Annotated in this window: 22 protein-coding genes; 13 read left to right on the forward strand and 9 right to left on the reverse strand. The window is 62.7% G+C overall.

Going from position 1 to position 23,373, the window contains the following annotated elements; translation table 11 throughout:
• Positions 1-45: 45 nt before the first annotated feature.
• A complete protein-coding gene (locus E4S61_RS09825) occupies positions 46-1,032 on the reverse strand; it encodes a glycosyltransferase family 2 protein (protein ID WP_209309476.1) in 987 nt (328 codons plus the stop codon).
• 85 nt (positions 1,033-1,117) lie between these two features.
• On the opposite strand from E4S61_RS09825, the gene E4S61_RS09830 reads away from it, so the two are divergent.
• From E4S61_RS09830 to E4S61_RS09840, 3 genes are all read left to right on the forward strand, one after another.
• Positions 1,118-1,651, forward strand: a complete 534-nt coding sequence (locus tag E4S61_RS09830) for a hypothetical protein (RefSeq protein WP_135303753.1) — start codon at positions 1,118-1,120, stop codon at positions 1,649-1,651.
• The gene (locus E4S61_RS09835; protein WP_135303754.1) at positions 1,644-2,141 is read left to right on the forward strand and encodes a metal-dependent hydrolase; all 498 of its coding nucleotides are present in this window, start codon (positions 1,644-1,646) and stop codon (positions 2,139-2,141) included. Before E4S61_RS09830 ends, E4S61_RS09835 begins: the two co-directional genes overlap by 8 nt.
• A 63-nt stretch (positions 2,142-2,204) precedes the next feature.
• Entirely contained in the window at positions 2,205-3,407 is a 1,203-nt protein-coding gene (locus E4S61_RS09840; protein WP_135303755.1) for a glycosyltransferase family 2 protein, read from the forward strand.
• Between the two features lie 5 nt (positions 3,408-3,412).
• Here E4S61_RS09840 and E4S61_RS09845 read toward each other — a convergent pair whose 3' ends face one another.
• Both E4S61_RS09845 and E4S61_RS09850 read right to left on the reverse strand, forming a co-directional pair.
• Entirely contained in the window at positions 3,413-4,531 is a 1,119-nt protein-coding gene (locus tag E4S61_RS09845; protein ID WP_135303756.1) for a glycosyltransferase family 4 protein, read from the reverse strand.
• Positions 4,528-5,643, reverse strand: a complete 1,116-nt coding sequence (locus E4S61_RS09850; protein WP_167768463.1) for a glycosyltransferase — start codon at positions 5,641-5,643, stop codon at positions 4,528-4,530. Before E4S61_RS09850 ends, E4S61_RS09845 begins: the two co-directional genes overlap by 4 nt.
• A 122-nt stretch (positions 5,644-5,765) precedes the next feature.
• On the opposite strand from E4S61_RS09850, the gene E4S61_RS09855 reads away from it, so the two are divergent.
• On the forward strand, positions 5,766-6,926 hold the full coding sequence (locus tag E4S61_RS09855; RefSeq protein WP_135303758.1) for a glycosyltransferase: 1,161 nt from the start codon (positions 5,766-5,768) through the stop codon (positions 6,924-6,926).
• Between the two features lie 31 nt (positions 6,927-6,957).
• On the opposite strand, the gene E4S61_RS09860 is transcribed toward E4S61_RS09855, so the two are convergent.
• Positions 6,958-9,405 (reverse strand): STT3 domain-containing protein, encoded by a 2,448-nt coding sequence (locus E4S61_RS09860; RefSeq protein ID WP_135303759.1) that lies wholly within the window; start codon positions 9,403-9,405, stop codon positions 6,958-6,960.
• 116 nt (positions 9,406-9,521) lie between these two features.
• On the opposite strand from E4S61_RS09860, the gene aglF reads away from it, so the two are divergent.
• The 5 genes from aglF (at position 9,522) to E4S61_RS09885 (ending at position 14,979) form a co-directional block, all read left to right on the forward strand.
• Positions 9,522-10,280, forward strand: a complete 759-nt coding sequence (gene aglF, locus E4S61_RS09865) for a UTP--glucose-1-phosphate uridylyltransferase AglF (protein WP_135303760.1) — start codon at positions 9,522-9,524, stop codon at positions 10,278-10,280.
• A 232-nt stretch (positions 10,281-10,512) separates the two neighbouring features.
• Positions 10,513-12,039, forward strand: a complete 1,527-nt coding sequence (locus E4S61_RS09870) for an aldehyde dehydrogenase family protein (RefSeq protein WP_135303761.1) — start codon at positions 10,513-10,515, stop codon at positions 12,037-12,039.
• A 1-nt stretch (position 12,040) separates the two neighbouring features.
• On the forward strand, positions 12,041-12,418 hold the full coding sequence (locus tag E4S61_RS09875) for a hypothetical protein (RefSeq protein WP_135303762.1): 378 nt from the start codon (positions 12,041-12,043) through the stop codon (positions 12,416-12,418).
• A gap of 373 nt (positions 12,419-12,791) precedes the next feature.
• A complete protein-coding gene (ggt, locus tag E4S61_RS09880; RefSeq protein ID WP_135303763.1) occupies positions 12,792-14,408 on the forward strand; it encodes a gamma-glutamyltransferase in 1,617 nt (538 codons plus the stop codon).
• Between the two features lie 61 nt (positions 14,409-14,469).
• A complete protein-coding gene (locus tag E4S61_RS09885) occupies positions 14,470-14,979 on the forward strand; it encodes a halocyanin domain-containing protein (RefSeq protein WP_135303764.1) in 510 nt (169 codons plus the stop codon).
• Between the two features lie 354 nt (positions 14,980-15,333).
• Here E4S61_RS09885 and E4S61_RS09890 read toward each other — a convergent pair whose 3' ends face one another.
• The 3 genes from E4S61_RS09890 to E4S61_RS09900 form a co-directional block, all read right to left on the reverse strand.
• Entirely contained in the window at positions 15,334-16,098 is a 765-nt protein-coding gene (locus tag E4S61_RS09890) for an IclR family transcriptional regulator (RefSeq protein ID WP_135303765.1), read from the reverse strand.
• Positions 16,099-16,184: 86 nt separating this feature from the next.
• The gene (locus E4S61_RS09895; protein ID WP_135303766.1) at positions 16,185-16,922 is read right to left on the reverse strand and encodes a succinate dehydrogenase/fumarate reductase iron-sulfur subunit; all 738 of its coding nucleotides are present in this window, start codon (positions 16,920-16,922) and stop codon (positions 16,185-16,187) included.
• Positions 16,923-16,947: 25 nt separating this feature from the next.
• Positions 16,948-18,705, reverse strand: a complete 1,758-nt coding sequence (locus E4S61_RS09900; protein WP_135303767.1) for an FAD-binding protein — start codon at positions 18,703-18,705, stop codon at positions 16,948-16,950.
• A gap of 117 nt (positions 18,706-18,822) precedes the next feature.
• Between E4S61_RS09900 and argH the strand changes: the two genes are divergently transcribed.
• Positions 18,823-20,325, forward strand: coding sequence for an argininosuccinate lyase (gene argH / locus E4S61_RS09905; RefSeq protein WP_135303768.1), 1,503 nt, complete (start codon positions 18,823-18,825; stop codon positions 20,323-20,325).
• Between the two features lie 36 nt (positions 20,326-20,361).
• Here argH and E4S61_RS09910 read toward each other — a convergent pair whose 3' ends face one another.
• Both E4S61_RS09910 and E4S61_RS09915 read right to left on the reverse strand, forming a co-directional pair.
• On the reverse strand, positions 20,362-20,619 hold the full coding sequence (locus E4S61_RS09910; RefSeq protein ID WP_135303769.1) for a hypothetical protein: 258 nt from the start codon (positions 20,617-20,619) through the stop codon (positions 20,362-20,364).
• Between the two features lie 60 nt (positions 20,620-20,679).
• Complete coding sequence (locus E4S61_RS09915) at positions 20,680-21,447, reverse strand: TSUP family transporter (protein WP_167768464.1); 768 nt, start codon at positions 21,445-21,447, stop codon at positions 20,680-20,682.
• A 220-nt stretch (positions 21,448-21,667) separates the two neighbouring features.
• Here E4S61_RS09915 and E4S61_RS09920 point away from each other — a divergent pair, with 220 nt between their 5' ends.
• The 3 genes from E4S61_RS09920 to E4S61_RS25365 form a co-directional block, all read left to right on the forward strand.
• Positions 21,668-21,991, forward strand: a complete 324-nt coding sequence (locus tag E4S61_RS09920) for a UxaA family hydrolase (RefSeq protein WP_135303771.1) — start codon at positions 21,668-21,670, stop codon at positions 21,989-21,991.
• A gap of 4 nt (positions 21,992-21,995) precedes the next feature.
• A complete protein-coding gene (locus tag E4S61_RS09925) occupies positions 21,996-23,168 on the forward strand; it encodes a UxaA family hydrolase (RefSeq protein ID WP_135303772.1) in 1,173 nt (390 codons plus the stop codon).
• 1 nt (position 23,169) lies between these two features.
• Positions 23,170-23,373: Ldh family oxidoreductase (locus E4S61_RS25365; protein WP_167768465.1), on the forward strand; the 204-nt coding region annotated here is incomplete at its 3' end.

A 23,373-nucleotide genomic window follows, 5' to 3' on the forward strand; every position in this document is an offset into this window, starting at 1 on the left:
CTCCCAGTATGCTATTATAAACGACAGCTTCAGTATGAGTTTACTCTACTCGATGACTTCCCGCACTCGATACGGTTCTTCCTTCTTCGCATGCTGATACCCTTTGATACCGATATCGGCCAAGATTCCGGAGATGAAGAACTGTACGCCGATCATTATCATGAACACGGCAAACAGCGGCAGGGCCGTATTAGACAGATTCGCCCCCGCTGTGAGCTTCAACCACGCCGAATACATCCCGCCCAGCGTCCCGATGAACATCGAGAGAATTCCGAGCCCGCCGAAGATGTGCAGCGGTCGACCGGAAAACTTCTGCCAGAACCAGACGTTCAGTAGGTCCATGAAGCCCTTTGGAAGACGCTGCCACGAATAGCTCGTCTCGCCGTTCCGTCGCGGTCGGTGATTCACTTCAATCTCGGCGATGCGATAGCCGCGCCACTTCAGTAGTGCAGGAATGTAGCGGTGCATCTCTCCGGAGAGGTCGATATCCTTCGCCGCGGGTCGGCGAAACGCTTTGAGGGTACAGCCGTAGTCGTGCAGCTCGGTGCCGAGGAACGTCTGTCGGAGCCCCGATGCGAACCGAGAGAACAGGCGCTTGCTGAAGGGGTCGTTACGCTCCTTTCGCCACCCCGAGACACAGTCGTATCCCTCGTCGAGTTTGTTCACCATCTTCGGGATGTCTCTCGGGTCGTTCTGGCCGTCCGAGTCCATCGTCACGACGACATCACCGGCCGCATAGTCCAATCCGGCGTCGATCGCCGGACTCTGGCCGAAGTTGCCCCGGAACTTCACGACCTTGAATCGCGAGTCCGCGTCGTGAATCTCTTTGAGTGTCTCGAAACTACCGTCGGTCGAGCCGTCGTCGACGAATAACACTTCCCAGTTTTCGTACTCATCACCGAGAACTTCTGCGAGTTCGGAGGAGAGGGGCTTTAGATTGCCCTGTTCGTTGTAGACGGGGAGAACGACCGACACCTGTATCTGCTGTATCTCGGGACCTTGCCGCAGGTCCGACGCTGTCACTGTGCCCACGCTGTAGGCAATTACGTAACATCTAACTTATCTCTATTGGTACCTGTCTGTATCAAGACACCCGAAGCAGTAGGATTGAGAACACATGGTAATTGCACCTTACCGACGGATTCTCGGTTTAATTCTCATACTCGGAGCGGTCGGATGCTGTCTCATTTGGTTCGGGAGCCTCGCACCTGCGCCCGGGCTCGGTGTACCAGCGGACAACGAAGATGTCGTTCCGAATCCCGCGACTTTCGTTGGTGCTCCCATTGCAGTCGACGGTCCCGTCATCGAGACGACACCGCTCACGATACGGCTCCAGTCTGAGAGCGGAGCGACACTCGACCTTCGAGTGACTGGCGTCAACCGTCCGCTCTCCGAAGGCGACGTTCTCTCGGTGTACGGCACGCTCGAATCCGAGAACCAGGTCAGCGCCATCAACACAGTCAGAAAGCCCGCGGGCAACTACTGGCGTACCCGAGTACTCTCGCTGCTGGCGGGACTGTGGGTACTGTGGCGCGGCCTCCGCTATTGGCGACCCAACGTCCAAGCAGTTCTCATAGAGCGACGACAGCCCCCACTCTCTTCGCTGCTCACGCGATTCGACCCGCGAGAGACGGAGGACGAGGATGCCTGACCTGCTGACACACGTCCTGTTGGCCTATGCGCTGGCGACGCTGCTTGCGTACCGCCACGCGTGGCTCACCCCCGCCTTCGTCACTCTCTCGATGGTCGGCGCGCTCGTCCCCGATCTCGACCACATCTCGATGATTATCCCGCCTACGACGGTCGAAGCGCTGCTCGGCGTCCCGTTCGCCTGGGGCGGCCTCCAGACCGGCGGCGTCGTCCTCCTCGTCATTCTCGTAGGGACGGTACTCGTCGAACCCGGTGAGCGACGGCGCGCGTTCGCCATGCTGGCGCTGGGAGCGAGCACACATTTGTTCACCGACGCGCTGATCCGTGTCACCGACGGCCGCTCACAGTCGGTATTCTGGCCGCTGACACGGTATCAACCACCCAGTCCGGGACTCTATCTGAGTACGGACATCTGGCCGCTAGTTGCAGCCACCACACTCGCTGCTGTTGCGTGGTACGTCGTCCGTCATCGCGCCACCCCGGACCGATAACTCGAGCAACGCCGACGAACAGAACGCCTATACCCCGGAGTAGTAATACACCCAACAGACACGATGGCCACGGACACGTCGTCGGCACGCGAGCGCGCCCGCTCGGAGACGGGCGGTAGCGAGGGAACGCCCACGCTCAGTGTCGTCCTGCCGACGATGGACGAGGAGGAGGGCATCGAGGAGTGTCTCACCGCCATCGAAGACGCCATTGCGGAACTGGGCGTCAGCGCCGAGATACTCGTCAGCGACAGTTCGACCGACCGCACGCCCGACATCGCTCGGGAACACGGCGCGACCGTGCTGAAACCCGACCGAGCGGGCTACGGCTACGCGTATCGCTACGCCTTCGAGCGAGCGCGCGGCGAGTACGTCGTCATGGGCGACGCCGACACCACCTACGATTTCCGGGAACTCCCCAAACTGTTCGAGCGGGCGATGGCGACGGACGCGGACCTCGTGCTCGGCAGTCGGTTCGCGGGCGAGATCAAGCCCGGCGCGATGCCGTCGCTGCATCAGTACCTCGGCAATCCTGCGCTGACAGCGTTCCTCAATCGGTTCTACGGCGCTGGCGTCACCGACGCCCACAGCGGCTTTCGCGTCATCCGGCGGTCGATGCTCGAAGCACTCGACCTCGAAACCGACGGGATGGAGTTCGCGAGCGAGATGATCATGGCCGCGAGCGCGCGGGGATACACCATCGAGGAAGTCCCCATCACGTACCACGAACGCGTCGGCGACGCGACGCTCGATAGCTTCCGTGACGGGTGGGAACACCTCCGCTTCATGCTCGTCAACGCGCCGGGCTACCTCTTTTCGGTCCCCGGCGGTCTGCTCACCACGCTCGGCGTGGTCGTGATGGCGCTTGCCTTCTTCGACGTGCAACTCACCGCACCGTCCAGCGGCCCGGTCTGGTTCGGCATCCGCTCGATGGTCGCTGGCAGCTTATTGGCGATTGTCGGCTATCAGGTGGCGAGCCTGGGCGTCTTCTCGACGCTGACGAGCGACCCGATTCGCCGGCCTTCGGACCCCACCACCGAATGGATACTCACGCATCTGACCCTCGAACGCGGGTTGACCATCGGTGCCGGTCTGTTCGGCCTCGGCGCGCTCTACGCCGGGTCACTCGTCCTCCGCTGGCTGACGGCCGGATACGATGCGCTCCCGGCGCTGACTCACGACATCCTCGCGTTCACCATCGTCGTCATCGGCATCCAGACGGTGTTCGGGTCGTTCTTCGTCGGGTCGGTTCGGAACCGCTCGAAGTAATTCTGTCACTCGTCGATGGCGCGTTCATAGACCGCCTCGGCGTCGTCGGTCACACACTCCCAGTCGAACGACCGGGCTCGAACGAGGGGGTCCTCGGACGGCCGGTCGCCATCGAGAGCACGCCGGAGCGTCTGGGCCATCCCCGTGACCGTCGGGTCGGTGAGGAAGCCCGCCTTCCCGACGACCTCCGCGGCGGCAGAGTTCGGATGGTCGGCCGCGACGACGGTACAGCCGGCGGCCATCGCCTCGACGAGCGTGATGCCGAAGCCCTCCCGAACCGAGGCGGTGGCGAACACTTCGGTTGCGTGCAGCTGGGCGAGCACGTCGTCGTACTCGTCGAGAAACCCGAGGAAGGAGACGCGGTCTTCGATGTCGAGCGACGAGGCGAGGTCCTCCAGTCGCTCGCGTTCTGGGCCGTCCCCGATGACGCCGAGGGTCACGCCGTCGAGTCGCGCCACCGCTCGCACCAACCGCGCGACCCGTTTGGCCTCGATGAGTCGGCCGACGAACACCACGTCGAAGCTCTCCGTTGCGGGGTCGATCCCTGTTATTCGCTCGATGTCGACGCCGTTGTGAACCACGTCGATGGCTTCGCGGGCTGGCCCGATGCCCGCGAGTCGGTCGGCGGTCACGCCGGAGACGGCGACGGGGTGCTGTGGGACGGCAGCGGCCGCGCGTTCGACGGCGATACCCGCACCACCGAGATAGCCGAGATACTCCCACCAGTATTCGCGCCAGCACTCGTGCCACGTCGTCACGAGCGGCGTGTCGCGTCGCCACGTCGCCGCAGCGGCCGCGAGCACGGGGAAGTACGGGAACACTGACGCGACGACGAGGTCGTGGTCGTCGACGTGCCGTCGGAGCGGCCCGACGAGGCGCGCGCCGAAGTCGATGGCCTCGGGAATCGAACGCCGGTCGTCGGTGTAGATATCGCGTCCCTCGGCGACGGCTCGCAACTGCAATCCGTCGTAGCTCATCTCTCGCGGGCCGTCCCAGAAGTGTCGCCCGTACACCGTTACGTCGTGTCCTCGCTCGGCGAGTCGCGTCCCAATCTCGTAGACCCGCTTTTCGGCCCCGCCCGTGACGAAGGGGTAGACGACGTTCGTCACGAAGGCGACGTTCATCGGCCGGTCACCGCCCGGTACAGCGAGACGTGGTCGTCGGCGGCCGCGGCCAGCGAGTGCTCCCGTGCGTAGTCCTCGATAGCTTCAGCGAGTCGTTCCAGTTCGGCTTCGTCGTCGAGGACCGCCCGGAGCGTACGTTCGGCGTCGTCCAAATCGGCTGGGTCGAACAGTCGAACCGCGTCCCATCGCTCGCGGAGGGTTCGAAAGCGCGGGCAGTCGCTCGCTATCACCGGCACGCCGTAGGCCCCACACCAGTTGAACACGCCGCTCTGGTTGACCGCGTTGACGATGCCCGTCTGTTCGGTCTCGTTGTAGGGGAGGACGACGAGATCGGCGGCAGCGATGGCGGCGTGGAACCGCTCAGTGGGCAGTCTCCCGGTCACCGTGAGATTCGACGGAGCGCGGTCACAGATCTCGTCGTAGAACGGCGTGTGGCGGTCTCGGGGCGGCCCGCCGGCCAGCAGGAATGCAACATCGGGGCAGTGCGCCGCGAGATCACAGAAAACGTCGCTCCCTTTGCGAGGACTGACGTAGCCCGGTTCGACGACCAGCGGCGTCTCCGGGTCGTAACCGAACTCCCGTTTGGCCGCGTCGGCGTCGATATCCCGAACCTGCCGAAGGTTCACGCCGTGAGCGATGCGCTCTCGGGGTACGTCGCCGACGCTATCGAGGAATCGTTCCTCGGCTTCGCCCGAGAGGAAGACCAGCCGGTCGGCCGTCGCGGCGATAACGGTGTTGAGCAGGCGGGCGTAGAGCGCCTTCGTTCCGGCGAGCGGCGGCGTCACCAGTGCGTCGTTGAGCACTTCGTGCATCGTCACGACCACCGCAAAGTCGTGACGGCGGGCCTGCAACCACAAAAGCGGGAAGAAAAACAGCGTGAACGCGCCAAGCGGGCCGAAGAGGACATAATCGAACTGGACGTGCACAACGTCCGTCTCGGCGTCGCCCGCGTCGAGCGCGCGGCGGAGAAACGGCAGCGGGTTCGCTTCGTCCGTCGGGAGGAATCGACGAGAGAGAGACACCCGCTCTCTCAGTTCAGTCCCGAGGGCGTCGGCGTACTGCCCCGTTCCGGAGGTGGTGTCGGGCGGCGTCGAGACGAGCGTAACGTCCATCTGGTCGTCTCGCCGTATTCCCCCGACCGGCAAAACCGTACCGTCCCGCGCTCCCACACTACCCCGTCTCGACCGAGCAACGCTCGAAAGAGGCATAGGGACCGTCCCGGTACAGAGAGGCGATGGCAGACATCGGGGTCGTCCACGCGTCTATCGACGCCGGCGGCGGGGCCGAAGCAGTCGGCGCACACGCCGTCGCAGCGCTCGCCGACGCCGGACACAGAATGACACTCTATACGACCGACACGCTCGACCTCGCGGCGCTGAGCGAGCGCTACGACGCGGCGATTCCGAACGCCGTCGAGACGCGCGTGGTCGCGTCGCCCGTCTTGGACGCCGTCGACTGGGCGGCAGTCGCCGCGGCCCCCCTCGGCGTCTCCGATTTCCCGTTGCTGCGAAAGACCGCCTTCGAGCGACTGGTCGCCCGTCGCTACCAATCAGAACACGACGCGCTCGTCTGCACCCACGGCGAGTTCGCCATCGGTGACGCTGTCGAGTACGTCCACTTCCCGTACTTCTCGGCCGACGCGATGAGACGGTACGACACTCGCTTCGAGGAATCGCTGTACCCGCCGTACCACCGGGTCTGTCGGGCACTCAAACGCCGAGACTCTGAGAACGGCGTACGAACCCTCACGAACTCTGAGTGGACGGCCTCGGTCGTCAATGAAATGCTCGGTCGCGATGCCGAAGTTCTCTATCCGCCCGTCGACACGGCCGCCTTCGACCCGCCGCCGTGGGACGACATGGAGTCCGGATTCGTCTCGCTCGGTCGCCTCCACCCACTGAAGCGACAGCACGAACTGATCGAACTCGTCGACGCAGTGCGCGAGGCCGGCGTCGAAACCCACCTCCACATTGTCGGCCCGACGGGCGACGAGGCGTACACAGAACGCCTGCACGAACTGGCCGCGTCGAGACCCTACGTCACCCTCGACGGGCGACTCCCCCGAGAGGACGTGGTCTCGCTGCTCGAATCCCATCGCTATGGACTGCACGCGCGCCGGTTCGAACACTACGGCATCGCCGTCGCGGAGATGGTCGCCGCGGGATCGCTCCCGTTCGTCCACGACAGCGGCGGCCAGCGAGAGGTCGTCGGCGAGATCGACGGCCTGCTGTACGACGACCGCGAGGACGCCACCGAAAAACTGCTCGAAGCCCTGCGCTCACCGGATCGACAGCAGCGACTTCGGAACGAGCTCGCCAACCGCGGCCAGCCCGGCGGCCGCGAGCAGTTCCGCGACGGACTGGTTGCCACCGTCGAATCGCATCTCGACCGGTGAGCGGCTGCCGAGTCTGACGATGCCCCTCGGTTCAGCTCCCGACCGTCTCGCCGTTCTGCACGGCGTTTTCGGATACCTCGACGGTCCGGTTACCGATGGAGTACTCACCCGGATACGGCGTCGTAAAGCGATAGGTGCCGTTCTCGGCGACGGCGACTCGCTGTGTGTAGGTGAAGGAGGTATTGGCGGGCGGCAGCGTCACCGTCGTCTCGGCGGTGACGGTACTCCCGGGCGTCGCGCTCCCGGTCACTGTCGCGCCGGGAACCACCGCCGAGACGACCCGTTCGCCGCTGCCGGTGGCGTAGATAGCGCGGTAGTGTTCTAGCGCCGCCTGACTCCCAGTTCGGCTCCCGTAGTGTTCGTGTAGTTGCGTGTGGACCGACGATTCGGGCGCGGCAGCACTGGCTCGCGTGAGGACGTAGCCCACGTCGTCCTCACGGAACTGGCTGTACCACCCCGATCCGTCGGTCGACCTGACGAAGTCGCCGTAGTTCTCCCGGGCGTAGCCGTAGGATTCCGTCTCGCCGTTGACGAGGTAGTTGTCGGCCCGGTTGTTCCCCCACCGACTCAGGACGTAGTTCTCGGGGTAGGCCACGCCCTGCCCGTCGGCGTACTCGCCGAGCCACGTCCCGGTCTGATAGTCCACGTCGTCGACGGCAATCTGCTCCATCTTCACCGACGACTGGACGACGCCGAGACCGCCGACCAGCAAGAACAGCACGAACAGATAGCCGACCGTCCGACGGTCGGGTAACTCCAGTCGTCGGATACCCCCGTCGGTGACCGTTCTGTCTGTCAGTTCGGGGTTCGGGGCTTCGACCGCACTGGTCAGCGACGGCGGCCGAACGATGTCGACCCACGCGGCCAGATGGACGAAGGCGACGCCCGCAAAGACTGCGAGGAACGGAGAGAGTTCACCCGTAAAGCGATTTTGTACCATCGCCAAGAGGAGGAACCACCACGCGTACGCCGACAGCACCAACCAGTCCGGGTGGCCCCCGTCGTAGACCTGTCGCCAGGTCACCCACGCGAGGTACGGCACCGCGAGGAAGAAGAGGAGGCCGAAGAGGAATATCGGCGCGACGATGCTCCCCATCCCCCCGCTGAACAGCGACTGCGTCTCGGCGATGCTGGTCTGTCCATAGGTTTCGAGGTACGCGCCGAACTCGGTAACCGCCGAAGCGACCGACGGGACCAGTAGCGGCGCAAGGACGAAGCCGACGACGCCGAGGGCGGCGTCGCCGACGAACACGCTCCACGCCGGGAGGTCGAACCGTCCGACCAGCGCCGCGATGGCGACGACGCTGACGACGCCGCCGAACAGCAACGCCGGAGCGAGTGCTCGATAGGACTGGAGCCAGCCAAAGCCGACGTGGAGTCCGAGCGAGAGGACGGCTCCGACGGCGAGAAGAGCCAGCAGCGGTATCACGGTCCGAACCGGGCTGTCACCGGCCCGCACGTCCAGATACGTCCGGACGACGGCGTAGACCGCGATGGGCAAGAGCAGCAGCGGCCCTCCGCGCCACGCCGCGGTCTGGGCCGCGATGGCGACGCCACCGCCGACGACGGCGGCCCAGCCGGCTGGCGAAAGCCCGAGTGACGAGCCGTCGGCATCGAGCCGCTCCCGTGAGACGACGAGGACGGCCAGCGCGGTCAGCGACAGCAACGCGAAGTCGAGCGCGTGGTGATCACCGAAGCCGAGCGCCGTGCGGTAGGCGTGAGCCGGCGTGATGGCGAGTAAGAGAACCGAGGCGATGGCACAGCGAACGTCGTCGGTCACCCGGAATGTCATCGCGTAGACGGCCACCGCAGAGACGAGCGCCGCGAGGACGGGGTACCACGCGACCACTGTACCGACGGCCTCCTGTCCGCCAAGCGCGGCCGAGGCCCACCAGAGGCCGACGATGAGCAGCGTGTCGTGAGTCCGCATCTCCGTCGCGAGGAACTCCACCGAGAGGTCGCCCAGCCCGCTGATGGAGAACGCTGGCGGCCCGTCGGCCAGGAGCATCTCCACCGCCTCGTGGTACATGTAGGGGTCGTTCCCGGCGAGTACGACCGTCCCCTCGCGGAACACCGAGGGGTAGATCAACGCCGTCCGGACGAGAACGACAAACAGCAGCGCGCCAGCTAGCGTGCCCGCTCGCCGTCTGTCGAGGGACCACTCGAAGGCAGGGAGCGACGGCGACCGGTTCGTGTCGGTCGTGCCCGTCGATGAGCCATCGTCGGTCGGCATGTCGGCCGTGGTCTCCTCGCCCAGCGCCTGTGCGACCGCCTCGCGGTCACGCAGTCGATACCCGTCGTCGGTCTCCCGGACGAGGCCGGCGGCGACGATCTCGCCGAACGCACCCGAATCGACGGGGACATCCTGAAACGACCATGGACCTGCCTCGTCGCGGTCGAGAATCGCATGCAGGTCGTCTCGAAGGGCCGGCCGTTCGTCGAGGAGTTCCCGCGTCTCCACCCGTACCTGCTCGTCCATCTGTAGCTACCGGAGGCTATATCCGTGGGGGATAATAGCGATGTGGTTCGACTGGCGCTGTCACGATCCCGACAGGAAGCAAGCATTTTTACTACTCAACAGCCGAGCATTGGCGCATGAAAGCTGTCGTGCTCGCCGCCGGTGAGGGGACGCGTCTTCGCCCGCTCACCGAAGACAAACCGAAGGGAATGGTCGAAGTCGCCGGGAAACCCATTCTGACGCACTGTTTCGAGCAGCTGATAGAACTCGGAGCCGACGAGCTGCTGGTCGTCGTCGGTTACAAGAAACAGGCTATCATCAACCACTACGAGGACACTTTCGATGGCGTCCCCATCACATACGCCCACCAGCGCGAACAGAAGGGGCTGGCTCACGCCCTCCTGACCGTCGAGGGGCACATCGACGACGACTTCATGCTGATGCTCGGGGACAACATCTTCAACGCGAATCTCAGCGACGTCGTCAACCGTCAACAGGAGGACCGAGCCGACGCCGCATTCCTCGTCGAGGAGGTGCCGTGGGACGAGGCGAGTCGCTACGGCGTCTGTGATACCAACAAATACGGCGAGATAACCGATGTCGTCGAGAAACCCGACGACCCGCCCTCTAATTTGGTGATGACCGGTTTCTATACGTTCACGCCAGCTATCTTCCACGCCTGTCATCTTGTCCAGCCCTCCAACCGCGACGAGTACGAGATCAGCGACGCTGTCGACCTCCTGCTTCATTCGGGTCGAACCATCGACGCTATCCGAATGGACGGGTGGCGCAACGACATCGGCTACCCTGAGGACCGCGACGAAGCCGAAAAGCGCCTGCAAGGCGAGGTCGACCCCAAGATGGCCGCCGACGCGATCGCCTCCGAGAGCGAGTAGCTGGGTTGCTTCAGTTCTTCGTCGATGAGTTCGGCCGCAAGTTGTGGGCGGATCGTTGACGAGAAGCGACGCTTCTGGGTCGAGCACGTTGCCACTCTCGATAGTTGAACGTTCGCGCGGGCCGCTTTCGGTCGCGTTCATCACCGTTGACGGTGCAATCTGCTGTCTGTCGTTGCGTGGCAGATCCTCACATGCAAACGACTAAGCATACATAATCAATAATAAATAGTGCATGTCTACTGATAGCGAACAGCAAGATCCAGCGGAACGGAAGTCGGCGATCAAGACGCGCCACGAGCAGGCAGCGAACGAGGTTCTCCCGAATCACCGGCAGCTATTCATCGGTGGCGAGTGGGTCCCGAGCGCCTCCGGTAAGACGTTCGAGACGACTGACCCGACGACCGGCGAGACACTCGCCGAGGTACAGGCTGGTAACGCCGAAGACATCGACCGAGCCGTCGAGGCCGCGTGGGAGGCCTACGATGAGACATACAGTAGCCTGTCGACGGCCGAGCGGCAGTCGATGCTCGAATCCATCGCCGATGCCGTCGAGGACCACAAGGAGGAGTTCGCGCGCCTCGAAAGCTTGGACAACGGTAAACCCATCACCGAGGCGCGTATCGACATGGACCTCGTTATCGACCACTTCCGGTACTTCGGCGGCATCGCCCGCGCCCACGAAGGGAAGACCGTCGGAACGGACGACAGCAGGCACGTCCAGACCCTTCGGGAACCATACGGTGTCGTCGGGCAGATTATCCCATGGAACTTCCCGCTGCTGATGGCAGCCTGGAAGCTCGGCCCCGCGCTATCGGCCGGGAACACGGTCGTGCTCAAACCCGCCGAAGAAACTCCGATGTCCATCCTGAAACTGATGGAGGTCACCGAGGACGTGATTCCGGACGGCGTGGTGAACGTCGTCACCGGGTTCGGCGCGGAGGCGGGCGCGCCCCTCTCCGGACACTCGGACATTCGGAAACTCGCCTTCACCGGGTCGACCGAAGTCGGCCGAGAGGTGATGAAAAGCGCCGCAGACAGTATCACCGATCTCACGCTGGAACTTGGTGGGAAGAGTCCGCTGGTGGTCTTCCCGGACGCCGATCTCGAACAGGCCGTCGAGACGACCCTCACGGCCATCTTCTTCAATACCGGGGAGTGTTGCTGTGCCGGCTCGCGACTGTTCGTCCACGAAGACGTGAAAGCCGAGTTCCTGGACGAACTGGCGGCCGCCGCAGAGGAGCTGACCGTGGACGACCCGCTGTTGGAGTCGACAGATCTCGGTCCGAAGGTGACCGCTGAGCAGGTCGAACGGACGATGAGCTACATCCAAGAGGCCGAGGAATCCGGAGCGGCGTTCGTTACTGGCGGGAGCCAACCCGACGACGAAGCCCTATCGGATGGCTGTTTCGTCGCACCGACCCTCATCGATAACATCGATCACGACAACAAGGCCGTCCAAGAGGAGATCTTCGGGCCAGTTCAAGAGGTGTTCACCTGGACCGACTATGACGAGATGATCGAACTGGCCAACGACGTGGATTACGGGCTCGCGGCGGGGATCATCACCGAAGACCTGACGAAAGCCCACCAGTGCATCAAGGACATCGAGGCCGGGAACATCTGGGTCAACACCTACAACGACTTCCCGGCGGGCCAACCCTTCGGTGGGTACAAGCAGTCCGGCATGGGCCGGGAGACCGCACAGGAAGCCGTCGAACACTACACCCAGACGAAAACTGCCAACATCTCGCTGGACTAGCGTGACCGTCCCCTTCCCGGAACTCTCCGCGGGTCGGATTCGGGCTGGATACGTCTCGGTCGCGCCCGACGGGACGGCCTACGTCGTCCCCTCGGGGATGCACGAGCGACTGCGGGACGCGGTCGTGTCAGCCCCCGGTGAGCGAGCGGGGGATCCGAAAGTCGACCTCGCGCTCGCGGGATGGGCTTCACTACAGACCGATGGGATGACCGACCGCGTGAACGTCGATGCCCCTGATGGGTTCGCGAACGCGGCCATCGTCAGGCGATTCGCTCGCTCGCACGACGCCGGATCGATCGTCGTGGCTCACCACCCCAGCGGCGACGTAAGCCGGTGGACTGATCCTGCCGCTGTCACGCTGCCCGATACGTCGAAGTAGGTTCTGAACCGTTATCGGGCGTGGAGTTAGTGCGAGCTGGATTATATAAACATCTTCTCCAGATACAGGACTAATATACCGACATCCTGGCTGATTTTGGGAATATGATAATGAATGGGGACTGTCTAACGATATAAGTGGTCACCTAAGATAACTTTGGCAGTATCCGCTCTAAAAATGCGCTATATACTCGACCTCTCCGAGAAATTCCAAGATAGTGGTCTTAAACATACTTGTTCCCTAATACTATTGCGCTATATGTCCACAGATTCGCCATATCTGTGCCCAAACACTCATATTATATGTACCTAAATCAGCGGTGCGTATTGCTCCTACCCAATCTTATTTGAATATCGGTTCGTTCCTCTCTGCAATGCGGGCTAGTGACACGGACGCGCTCGTCTCGGAGCGCTCGACGGTATACGCACCACACGGCGTCGTGGCGACGAGTCAACCCCTCGCGGCCGAAGCCGGTCTCGACACCCTGCGCGCGGGTGGTAACGCCTTCGACGCAGCGGTGGCGACGGCCGCCGCCCTCGCCGTCGTTGAACCGGTAAACACGGGACTCGGCGGCGACGCCTTCGCTTGTTTCCGAACCGCCGACGGCGAGGTCGGTGGGATGCGAAGCTGTGGGTTCACCCCGGCCGAGGCGACCCGCGACCGGGTTCGCGCGCTCGCGGCCGAACGCCAGGGCGTCTCGCCGCAGAACGCGTCGATGCCGTTTCGCGGGCCGCTTGCGGTGACCGTCCCAGGTGCGGCCAAGGGATGGGAGCTCACCGTCGAAGAATTCGGGACGATGTCGCTGGCGGACGTGTTGCAACCTGCGATCGGTTACGCGACAGAGGGCTTTCCGGTCACGGAAGTGATCGCCGACGACTGGCAGGCGGCGAGCGACCAGTTCGTCGACGAGAACGGTCGCGAGCAGTTCCTCAAAGACGGACGCGCCCCGCGTGCCGGCGAGGAGATGCGACTCGAAACCCTCGGCCGGTCGCTGCAGCGCATCGCCAATCACGGCGCGGAAGCCGTCTACGAGGGCGAAATCGGGCAAGCCATCGCCGAGACGGTCCAGTCCCACGGCGGCTTGCTGACGACCGACGACCTCGCTGCCTTCGAACCGGAACTAGTCGATCCGGTGAGCACGACCTACCGCGGCGCGGAAGTGTTCGAACTCCCGCCGAACAATCAGGGCCTCGTCGCGCTCGAAGCGCTCAACCTCGCCGAGGAGGTCGACGCGGGGAGCCGTCGGTACGACGCCGCCGAGCGCGTCCACTACTTCGCGGAGGCACTCAAACTCGCCTTCCGTGACGGCCACCACTACATCACCGATCCGGCGTTCGAGGAAATCCCCCCACTGGCGTCGAAGTCCTACGCCGCGGAGCGAGCCGAACACATCGGCGAGACGGCGCTCACAGACGTGCCGCTCGGCGTCCCGCAAGCGGAACACGCCGATACGGTCTTACTCACCACCGCGGACGCCGAAGGGAACGTCGTGACGTTCATCAACTCCCGGTACAAGCAGTTCGGCAGCGGACTCGTCGCCGGCGACACCGGAATCGCGCTCCAGAACCGCGGCGGCTCCTTCTCGCTTTCCCCCGACGATCCGAACTGTATCGCGCCGCGAAAACGACCGTTTCACACTCTCATCCCCGCGATCGCGCGACTGGGCGACGACGACTGGCTCGGCTTCGGCGTCATGGGCGGCTTCATGCAACCGCAGGGTCACCTCCAACTGCTCTCGAACCTCTTAGACTACGACCACTCGCTGCAGGCCGCCGTCGAACAGCCGCGGTGGCGCTATAAGGCCAACGGCCGCCTCGCACTCGAAGAGGGCCTCGCTGGCCGAGTCGGCTCGAAGCTCTCCCGTCTGGGACACGACGTCGAAGTCCTCCCGTTCGGCGCGTTCGGCGGCGGCCAACTGGCTCGGTACGACGATGGGACGCTCTCGGCGGCGACCGACCCTCGAAAGGACGGGAACGCCGTCGGATTCTGAGAAGCTAGTAATCTTACCGATAAGCACTCTTTTTTATATCTTCCGCTGGAATCCGCGCTGTATGGCGAGATATCGGAGTAGACGGCGTTTCGTTCGTCGCATCGCGGCCGTGTCGAGTGTCGGACTCCTCGCCGGCTGTGGCGGGCCGGGCGACGGATCCAGTGGCGACGGCGATAGTGACGAATCCGGCGGGTCAGAGCAGACGACATCGGCCGGGAGCGAGGTCTCAGAGTACCTCAGCGACACGGAGAACTTCGACGGCAACCTCACGGTGAAGACGTCGTCGGACGCCGTGACCGTTCAAGTGGGCGTCGAGGGAAACAACGGTACGAACGCGTACGACCCGCCCGCGATTAAGATCACGACCGGGACGGCGGTCACCTGGGAGTGGACCGACAACGGCGGTACGCACAACGTCGTCTCGGAAGGGGACGGGCCGTTGGATTCTGGATCGGCAGTCGCCGAAGCGGGCACCACCTACGAACACACCTTCGAGGATAGCGGGACGTACCTCTACTACTGTGTTCCCCACAAATCGCTCGGGATGAAAGGGGCAGTCGTCGTCGAGTAAGCCACGACGCTTGTTCACTCTCAGAGAACGCACCTCGAACGGGCTCAGGCGTGACCGAATATCTAGGTAATATTTATGAAATATTCAGCGAAGCGGCTGATAGCATACGATACCAAGGGTACTCTTGTTATTTCTATTCCGCCGCACTGAAATCCTACCGAAGCGGGCTTCGTTCGTACGTTCGGCACAGCACTAGTTCGATCAGTTACCCGAGAGCGTCGTTCACTCCCATCAAACACCGTTTAGCCGGTCGAGCGCCCGGTTGGGCCACGCTCTCGTTGCGGATAATGGCCGTACATGTGTTATGCAATTCGACTCCGGATAAATTCTTAAAAGCGCGATAGCGGTCTTCTATCACCCGTATCTGATGTTTATCTCCAGTTCGTTCACCGCTCCAAGTAAGAGATTCGGCAACTGCGATTCCAGTTTCTCCCCCGTGAGTCGGTTCGCCGGTCCTGAGACGACAAGCGCACCGTAGACGCCGTGTTCGCCCTTCTTTATCGGCGTACTGACCGCGTGAAGTCCCATCACAGACTCTTCGCGGTTGAAGGCGTACCCCCGCTCGCGGATTCGTTCAATCTCATCGAACAGGTCTGCTTCATCCGTGATCGTATGTTCCGTTGCTGCTGGAAGACCGTGTTTGTCCACGATCTCCCGAATTCGACCGTCGGTCAGACACGACAGCATTGCTTTCCCGCCCGCTATCTGGTGGAGATGGGCTCGCTCGCCAATGCGGACGGGCGGTTCGATGTGGTGTTCGCCTCTGGCACCGCAGATGTAGTACGCCATCCCGTTTTCTTCGACCTGGGCCCAGACGCGTTCGCCAGTCTCCTCGGCGAGTTGCTCGGCCTTCGCACACATCGGTTCGTACTCGTATTGGTTCCTGACGGGGATTCCGTGACGGAGAAATTCCAGACCGAGACGATACCGGCCGTCGTCGTTGACGACGAACCCTCGGCTTTCGAGCGTCGCCAGATGCGCGTGCACGGCCCCCTTCGAGAGGCCCGTCACCTCGGCCAGCTCAGTGACGCCGGCCGTCGACCGGTCGTGGAGCGCCTCGATCAGGTCGAGTAAGCGTTCGTCCGAGAGAATCGTTTTCGTTCCGTTCTCACTTTCCATGTCACTCGATACCGTTCCCTATGATAAATATCTTGTTCACTGTCAGCAAACGTGGGCCTCGAACGGGCGGCAAAAACCGGGACGTCTCAGTCGCTACTCGGGAACAGCGCGTCCTTCACGCCGTGCTTGATCGCCTCTCGTTTGAGATACTGTATCCCCTCAGAGATGGGGATGTCCTTCGGGCAGACGTTCGAGCAGTTCCCCTGGGTGTGACAGCCCCAGACGCCGTCTTGCTCCTGAAGCCGGTCGAGTCGTTCCTCGGTCTTGTCGTCCCTGGAGTCCTCGATCAGCGTCAGCGCCTTGTTGATCGCTGCCGGGCCGAGATACGTCTCCCCGGCGACGCTACAGCCGGAGAAGCAGGCTCCACAGCCGATGCAGTCCGTCCGTGGCGCGATGCGCTGTCGCTCCGTCGAATCGGGGTCGATTATCGCCGTGTCCGTCGTCTCGTCGAGCGTCTCGGACTCGAAGGAGGGGTCGATCTCGACGAACTTCTCGAAGAAGTCGTCCATGTCGACGGTGAGGTCCTTGATGACCGGTAGGTTGTACAGCGGGCGAACGCGGATGTCGTCGGGGTCGTCGAGGTCGGAGACCGCGGTCTGACACGCGAGACGCGCCTCCCCGTTGATCTCCATCCCGCAACTTCCGCAGACGCCCTGCCGACAGGAGAACCGAAAGGAGAGGTTCTCCTTTTGCTCCTCCTGGATGTGAAACAGCGTGTCCAGCACCGAAGTGGCCTCCGAGACTGGGACCTCGTAGTTTTCGAACGTCGGTTCGTCGTCTATCTCCGGGTCGTACCGGTGAACGGTTACGTTGCTCGTAGTCATCGTCGAGTCCTGTGATCGGTCGCGTTCAGTCGTCGCCCTGTACCGCGTCGGTGTTCGGAATGGTCGGTTCGACCTCTACCTCGGAGGGGTGGATCCGCGTAAAGCGGACGTCCTCGCGCGTTGTCTCCATGCCGTCGTCACCCTGTTGGACGTAGACGTTCGCTAGCCAGTTCTCGTCGTCGGGTTCGGGGAAGTCGTTGCGGTAGTGCGCGCCGCGGCTCTCCTCACGGAAGAGCGCGCTGCGGGCGACCATCTCGGCGGCGACGATGAGGTTCCGAACGTCCATGACCTCGTTCCACGTCAGGTTGTATCGCTTGCTGCCCTCGACGGAGACGCGCTCCAGTCGTTCCTTGTACGATTCGATGCGGTCGATTCCCTCTTTGAGGTCCGATTCCTCGCGGACGACGCCGACACATTCCCACATCGTCGTCTCTAAGTCCTCTCTGAGGTCGTAGATGTCCTCGCCCTCCTCGCGCTCTAGAGGGGCGGTGACCCGGTCGATGATCCCGGTCACCTGCGAGTGAGAGATGTCACCGATCTCGTGGTCGTGGAACTCCTCGGCCATCGCCTCGCCGGCACACTTCCCGAGGACGGTCGAGTCGACGACGCCGTTCCCACCGAGGCGGTTCGCCCCGTGTGCGCCACCGGCGTCCTCGCCGGCCACGAACAGCCGCGGGATGTCGCTGTGACACTGCTCGTCGATGACGGCACCGCCCATGTGGTAGTGCGATGTCGGCGAAACCTCGACGCGGGTGTTCGAGAGGTCCTGCCCGACGTTTCGCGTCCGCTCGGTCATGCCGGGGAACTTCTCCTCGACGACATCCGCGCCGAGGTGGGTCGCATCGAGCCAGACGCCGCCGTTCTCGGTCCCGCGGCCCGCCATTATCTCCTTGTAGCTCGCGATTGAGACCACGTCGCGACAGGACCGCTCCATCGTCTCCGGAGCGTACTCACGCAGGAAGCGCTCATCCTCGCCGTTGTAGAGGTGTGCGCCCTCGCCCCGGATGCCCTCCTCGATGACGCCGCCCGTGAGCTTCGTGTCCCCGGCGAGGAGACCGGTTGGGTGGAACTGCATCATCTCCATGTCCTGGAATCGGGCACCGCGCCGGTAGGCCATCGCCTGCCCGTCGGCCGACTTCTCCAGGGCGGGCGTCGAGATGTTGTACATCGTCGCGCCGGCTCCGGTCGCCAAGAGGGTCATCCGTGACGCCATCGCGGTGAACTCGCCTTTCCGCATGTCCAGCAACAGCGACCCGGCCGCACCGGCCCCGGACTCGTCGGTCAGGATGTCGATCGCGCGCGTCTCTTCGAGGAACTCGATGTCGCGGGTGAGCAACTCGTCGCGCAGCTTGGTCATTATCTCGATGCCGGTGAGGTCGCCCTTGTGAACCGTCCTGTCGAAGGACTGTCCGGCGAAGGGTTTCTGGTGGATGTGGCCGTCCTCGTCGCGGTCGAAGAAGACGCCGAGTTCGTTCTCCAGTTTGTGGATTATCTTCGGCGCACCCTCGACGAGTTCGCGGGCAATCTCCTGATCGTTGAGGAACTTCCCGCCCTTGATCGTGTCTTCGTAGTGGCGGTCGATGGAGTCCTCGGGGTGCAACACGGCGTTGTACCCGCCTTGTACCATGCGCGTACAGCCGCTCTTGCCGGCCAGTTTCTTCACCACGACTGTGATGTCGGTGCCCTCAGGCGTGTTGTCGTCCGCGTACAGCGCCGCGAACATACCAGCACCTCCGGCACCGACGATTAAGATATCTGTCTCTCGCTCCTCGTACGCTGCCATGGCCGGAGTTACGTTCGTGCCCACTTTAGTCTATTGGGTAGTGTGAACAGGGGGGACGAATCCGCGTTCCGTGTGGGACCCATATTTATATACCAATACCCCGAACCTCGGAGGTGTATGACAGGAGATAACAGTATCTCGCGGGAGCGATTAGAAGCATCACCCGGGGAGATATACACGGAAACCATCGAAGAGCCAGTCTACGAGTTCAAACGCGAACACTACTTCGACCACCTTATCGAGACGAACAAGGCGTGGGTCCTGATGCTCGTCGAGACCGACCTCGTCCCCGAATCGGAGGGCGCGACACTTCTCGAAGCACTCGAAGACCTCCAAGAAGACGGTCCCGAGGCCCTCGGGGAGTACAACCCGGACTACGAGTACTTCTACTCGCACATGGAGCAGGTGCTGATAGAGGAGTCGACCGAGGAGATCGCAGGCAACATCAACATTGGTCGGACCCGGCCGGAGCCCCTCGCACGCATGGAGACGCGCGAGCGACTCATCACCGTCCTCGACCAATTGAACGACCTCCGTGACACGTTGCTTGACATCGCCCAGCGCGAGGTCGAGACCGTCATGCCCCAGTGGACGCACTACCAGCACGCGCAAATTTCCACCGTCGGCCACTACGTCCTCGCCATCACGAGCGCGCTAGAACGGGATTTCGACCGGTTAGTCGACTCCTACGACACCGTCAACGAGTGTACACTCGGCTGTGGTGCCCTCGCGGGGGCGTCCTATCCGCTGGATCGTGAACTGGTCGCCGAACTACTGGGCTTCGACGGGTTCAAGAACAACACCATCGACTGCGTGGCCGGCGGCGACCATCACATGGAACCGGCCTCGGCGATGGCGAACATGATGACGACGCTCAGCCGCTTCTGCCAGGACGTCTACACGTGGCACACGCGCGAGTTCGGGTTCGCCGAGATCGGCGACGAGTACGCCGGGTCCAGCAGCATGATGCCACAGAAAAAGAACCCTTACCCCTTCGAGTACGTCCGCGCCCGGGCGGGCCACGTCACCGCGAAGGCCACCTCGGTCCAGGAGACGCTCCACAACACGAACTACCAAGACATCAAGGACGTCGAGGAGGACGCCGTCTATCCCCTTTTCGAGGCGTTCGACGAGACGAGTCGGTCGCTTCGCCTCCTACGAGGGACCATCGAATCGACCACTTTCGACGCGGAGGCGATGATGCGGGAGGCCGAAGACGGATTCGCCTCCTGTACGGAACTAGCCTCACGAATTCACCGGAACACGGACCTCTCCTATCGGACGGCTCACCGTATCGTCGGCGACATGGTACTCCGGGCGATCAACAGCGACATGACCGCCTCCGACGTCGGGAGCGACCTCGTCAACGAATCCGCCGAAGAGGTCGTCGGCGAGCGACTGGATATCGACGACGAGTTCGTCCAGGCGGCGCTCGACCCCGAAGCGTTCGTCGAAGTCCACGACGGGCCGGGCGGCCCCGCACCGAAGGAGGTACGCCGGCGGATTCAGGACCAGCGTGCCACTGTCGACGAACACCGCGTGCGGGTCAACGACCTCCGTAAGAGCCTCGACTCGGCCGAAGAGATGCGCACACAGCGTCTCGAAGAACTCACGCAGTAACGCCTCACAGAACTCACTCTTTCGTCTGATTCGGTCTCAGTCGCGGAAATGCCGGACGTAGAGGAGAATCGCGAACGTGACTACGAAGACGCCGAACCCGACTCTGAGTTCTGCGAGCACGTTCGGAATGAGTTCTCCCCCTTCCAGCATGGTAATCACGAACGTCGTCAGCCCGCCGAACATTGCCGCTTCGAGCAACGATAGCCACGCGTGAATCAGACTGTTCGGAAACGGTGAGTCAGACCAGTCACCACTGGACAACTCGGTGTCTTCCTCCATCGAATCCGTTGACATGCGTGTCAGTGCGTGGTACGGGAACTAATAACTTGCCCACAGAGGCGAGAGCCCGCAGTGTTACAGGGACAACCCACTCATCAATAACCGAACGCCGATGACGGCGAGAAAGACCTTGATGGTCTGTTCGAACCGACGGTCGGGGATGTAGTCTCGAAATCGAACGCCGAGGACGACTCCCAGCCAGATGGGGATCGTGAGGAGTAGCCCAATGAGGAGTCCGCGAAGCCCGAGCAGTCTATCGCTGGCGAGTATCCCGATACGGAGGAGGTGTGCGATGAGAAAGAGCGAGGAGACCCCGGCGACGAACTCCGTCGCTTCCTCTGCGACCTGAATGTACGTGTGGACCACCAGCGGCGGTCCCGGAACGCCGATGACACCACCGAGCAATCCGGCGAATATGCCACTTCCGACGCTCAGTCCGGTCTTCTCGGCGTAAGCTACGAGTTTGTCCTGACTTATCGCGAGGAACACCGCGATGTAGGCCGCCAAAATCAGGTACAGCACCTGCGAGGAGATGATGCTCAACAGGATGACGCCCAGAACGAGACCGACGAACAGCGCGCTGATGAACGGGACCTGTGCTCTGAGGAATCGGTACGGGACGCCTTCCTCTTTCAGTACGATCACGTTCGACAGCAAGAACGGGACCGAGAGGATAATCGTCACCTCTTTCGCCGGGAACACTTGCACGAGCCCGGCGACGACGACTAACCCGACAGCGAACCCGACGGTGCCCTTGACGAACCCGCCGAGGAGGAGGACAGCGATTCCGTACGCTATGGTCTGCGGTGAGAACTGACTCACTCCGGGGAGTGGGGCGACCATCTTGACCGGATTACAAGAGAGGTGTGTAAAAAGATTCCGTATAGAATCTGATAGGTGTAGCGAATTTCGGCGGTCGAACTCGACTTGTCCAGAGCATTCCATTCGGCGGCCGTACGTTGCTAGCGGGCCCTGGATATCCAGGGGGGACAGCCGACCGGTCCCTCGTGCTATCCGCTACCCAAAATTATATAGTCGAATCTCGTAGACGTATGAACGAGCCATGGTAGAAAGGCACGTAGCAGTCGTAGAGCCGAGCGACAACGTCGCGACGGTACTGCGAGACATGCAAGCTGGGGAATCGATCGAACTGAACGTCGGTGGCGAGACGAAGACCATCGAGATAGCTGAGGACATCGGCTTCGGACACAAATTCGCCATCGAGCCGATTCCGAGTGGCGAGACCATTACGAAGTACGGCAAGAGCATCGGCAACGCCACAGAGGATATCGAACCCGGCGACCGGGTTCACGTCCACAACGTCGAGTCGAACTACGGTCGCGGCGACCTCGCCGGCGACGACCAAGCGAAGGTAGTCAGTGAGTGATACAATGAGCGAAAACCAATTCCTCGGATACGAACGCGACGACGGCAGCGTCGGCATTCGCAACCACACGGTCATCGTCTCGACCGCCCCCTACGCCAACGACACGGTGAAACGGGCGGCGGACATCGTCGAAGACGCGATTCCGATCACGCATCCGCTCGGGCGCTGTCAGACCAAACCCGACGTCTTCCAAACGTATCGCACCCTCCTCGGATATGCAACACATCCCAACACCTACGGCGCGGTCGTCGTCGCCCACGCCGGCGAAATCGTCGACGGCGACGAACTTGCAGAGGATATCGCCGAGACCGGCCGCCCCAGTGACTCGGTGAACATTCACCGGGAGAAAGGCGTGATGAACGCGCTGAAACGAACAGTCAACGCCGCTCAGGAGATGGCACAGGACGCCAGTGCCCAGAAACGCGTCCCCTCCGATATGTCGAATCTCACTTTCGGCATTAACTGCGCGACTTCGGACACCACAAGCGGTCTCTGTCAGCACAAGGCGACCGCAGGTGCGGTCTGGCGACTCATCGACGACTACGGCGGCCGTGGTTGCTTCGCCGAGACACCCGAATTCTTCGGCGGCGAGAACGAACTCTCCGAGCGCGCGGTCAACGACGAAGTCAAGCAGGAAATCCTCGAACGAGTCGAACACTGGGACGAGCGGCTGCAAGCGACCGGCTACGACGTGCGTGGCGCACAGCCAACGCCGGACAACATGGACGGCGGACTCACCACCATCGAGGAGAAATCGCTCGGAGCCTTGGTCAAGTCCGGCGACGGCCCGATTCAGGACATCATCGACTACGGTGCGAAGATTCCGAGCGATTCGGGGATGTACATCATGGACACGCCCGGCCACGGCGCAGAATCGGTGACTGGCATCGGTGCAGGCGGCGCGCACTTCATGGTCATCTCCACCGGTCAGGGCCACACCCTCTCGAACGCGGTGATGCCCACCATCAAAGTAACTGGGAATCCGGGTAGCGCCGAACGCGTCCCCGAGGAGACCGACGTCGACGTCAGCGAAGCGTTGGTCGGCGACGAGTCCTTCGACTGGGCGACCGACCAACTCTGGGACGAAATCGTCGACGTCGTCAACGGGAAAGTCACGCTGAGCGAGGCCCTCGGCGAGAGTCAGTTCGCCATCCACCGCATCGGCCCGTCCACGTAAGATGGAGCTCGATCGGTCACGTGCGGTTTCGGTCGCCGCCGAGGCATTCCGCGCACACGGTATCAGCGACGCCGACGCCGCGCAGACGGCGGAAGTGCTGGTGAGCGCGGACGCTCGCGGAAAACACTCACACGGCCTGTTACGCTTGCCACGGTTCGTCCGCGGCATCGAATACGGGAACGTCGACCCCAAGGGTGACATCGAG

Source organism: Haloarcula amylovorans, assembly GCF_004681185.1.
Classification (GTDB): domain Archaea; phylum Halobacteriota; class Halobacteria; order Halobacteriales; family Haloarculaceae; genus Haloarcula; species Haloarcula amylovorans.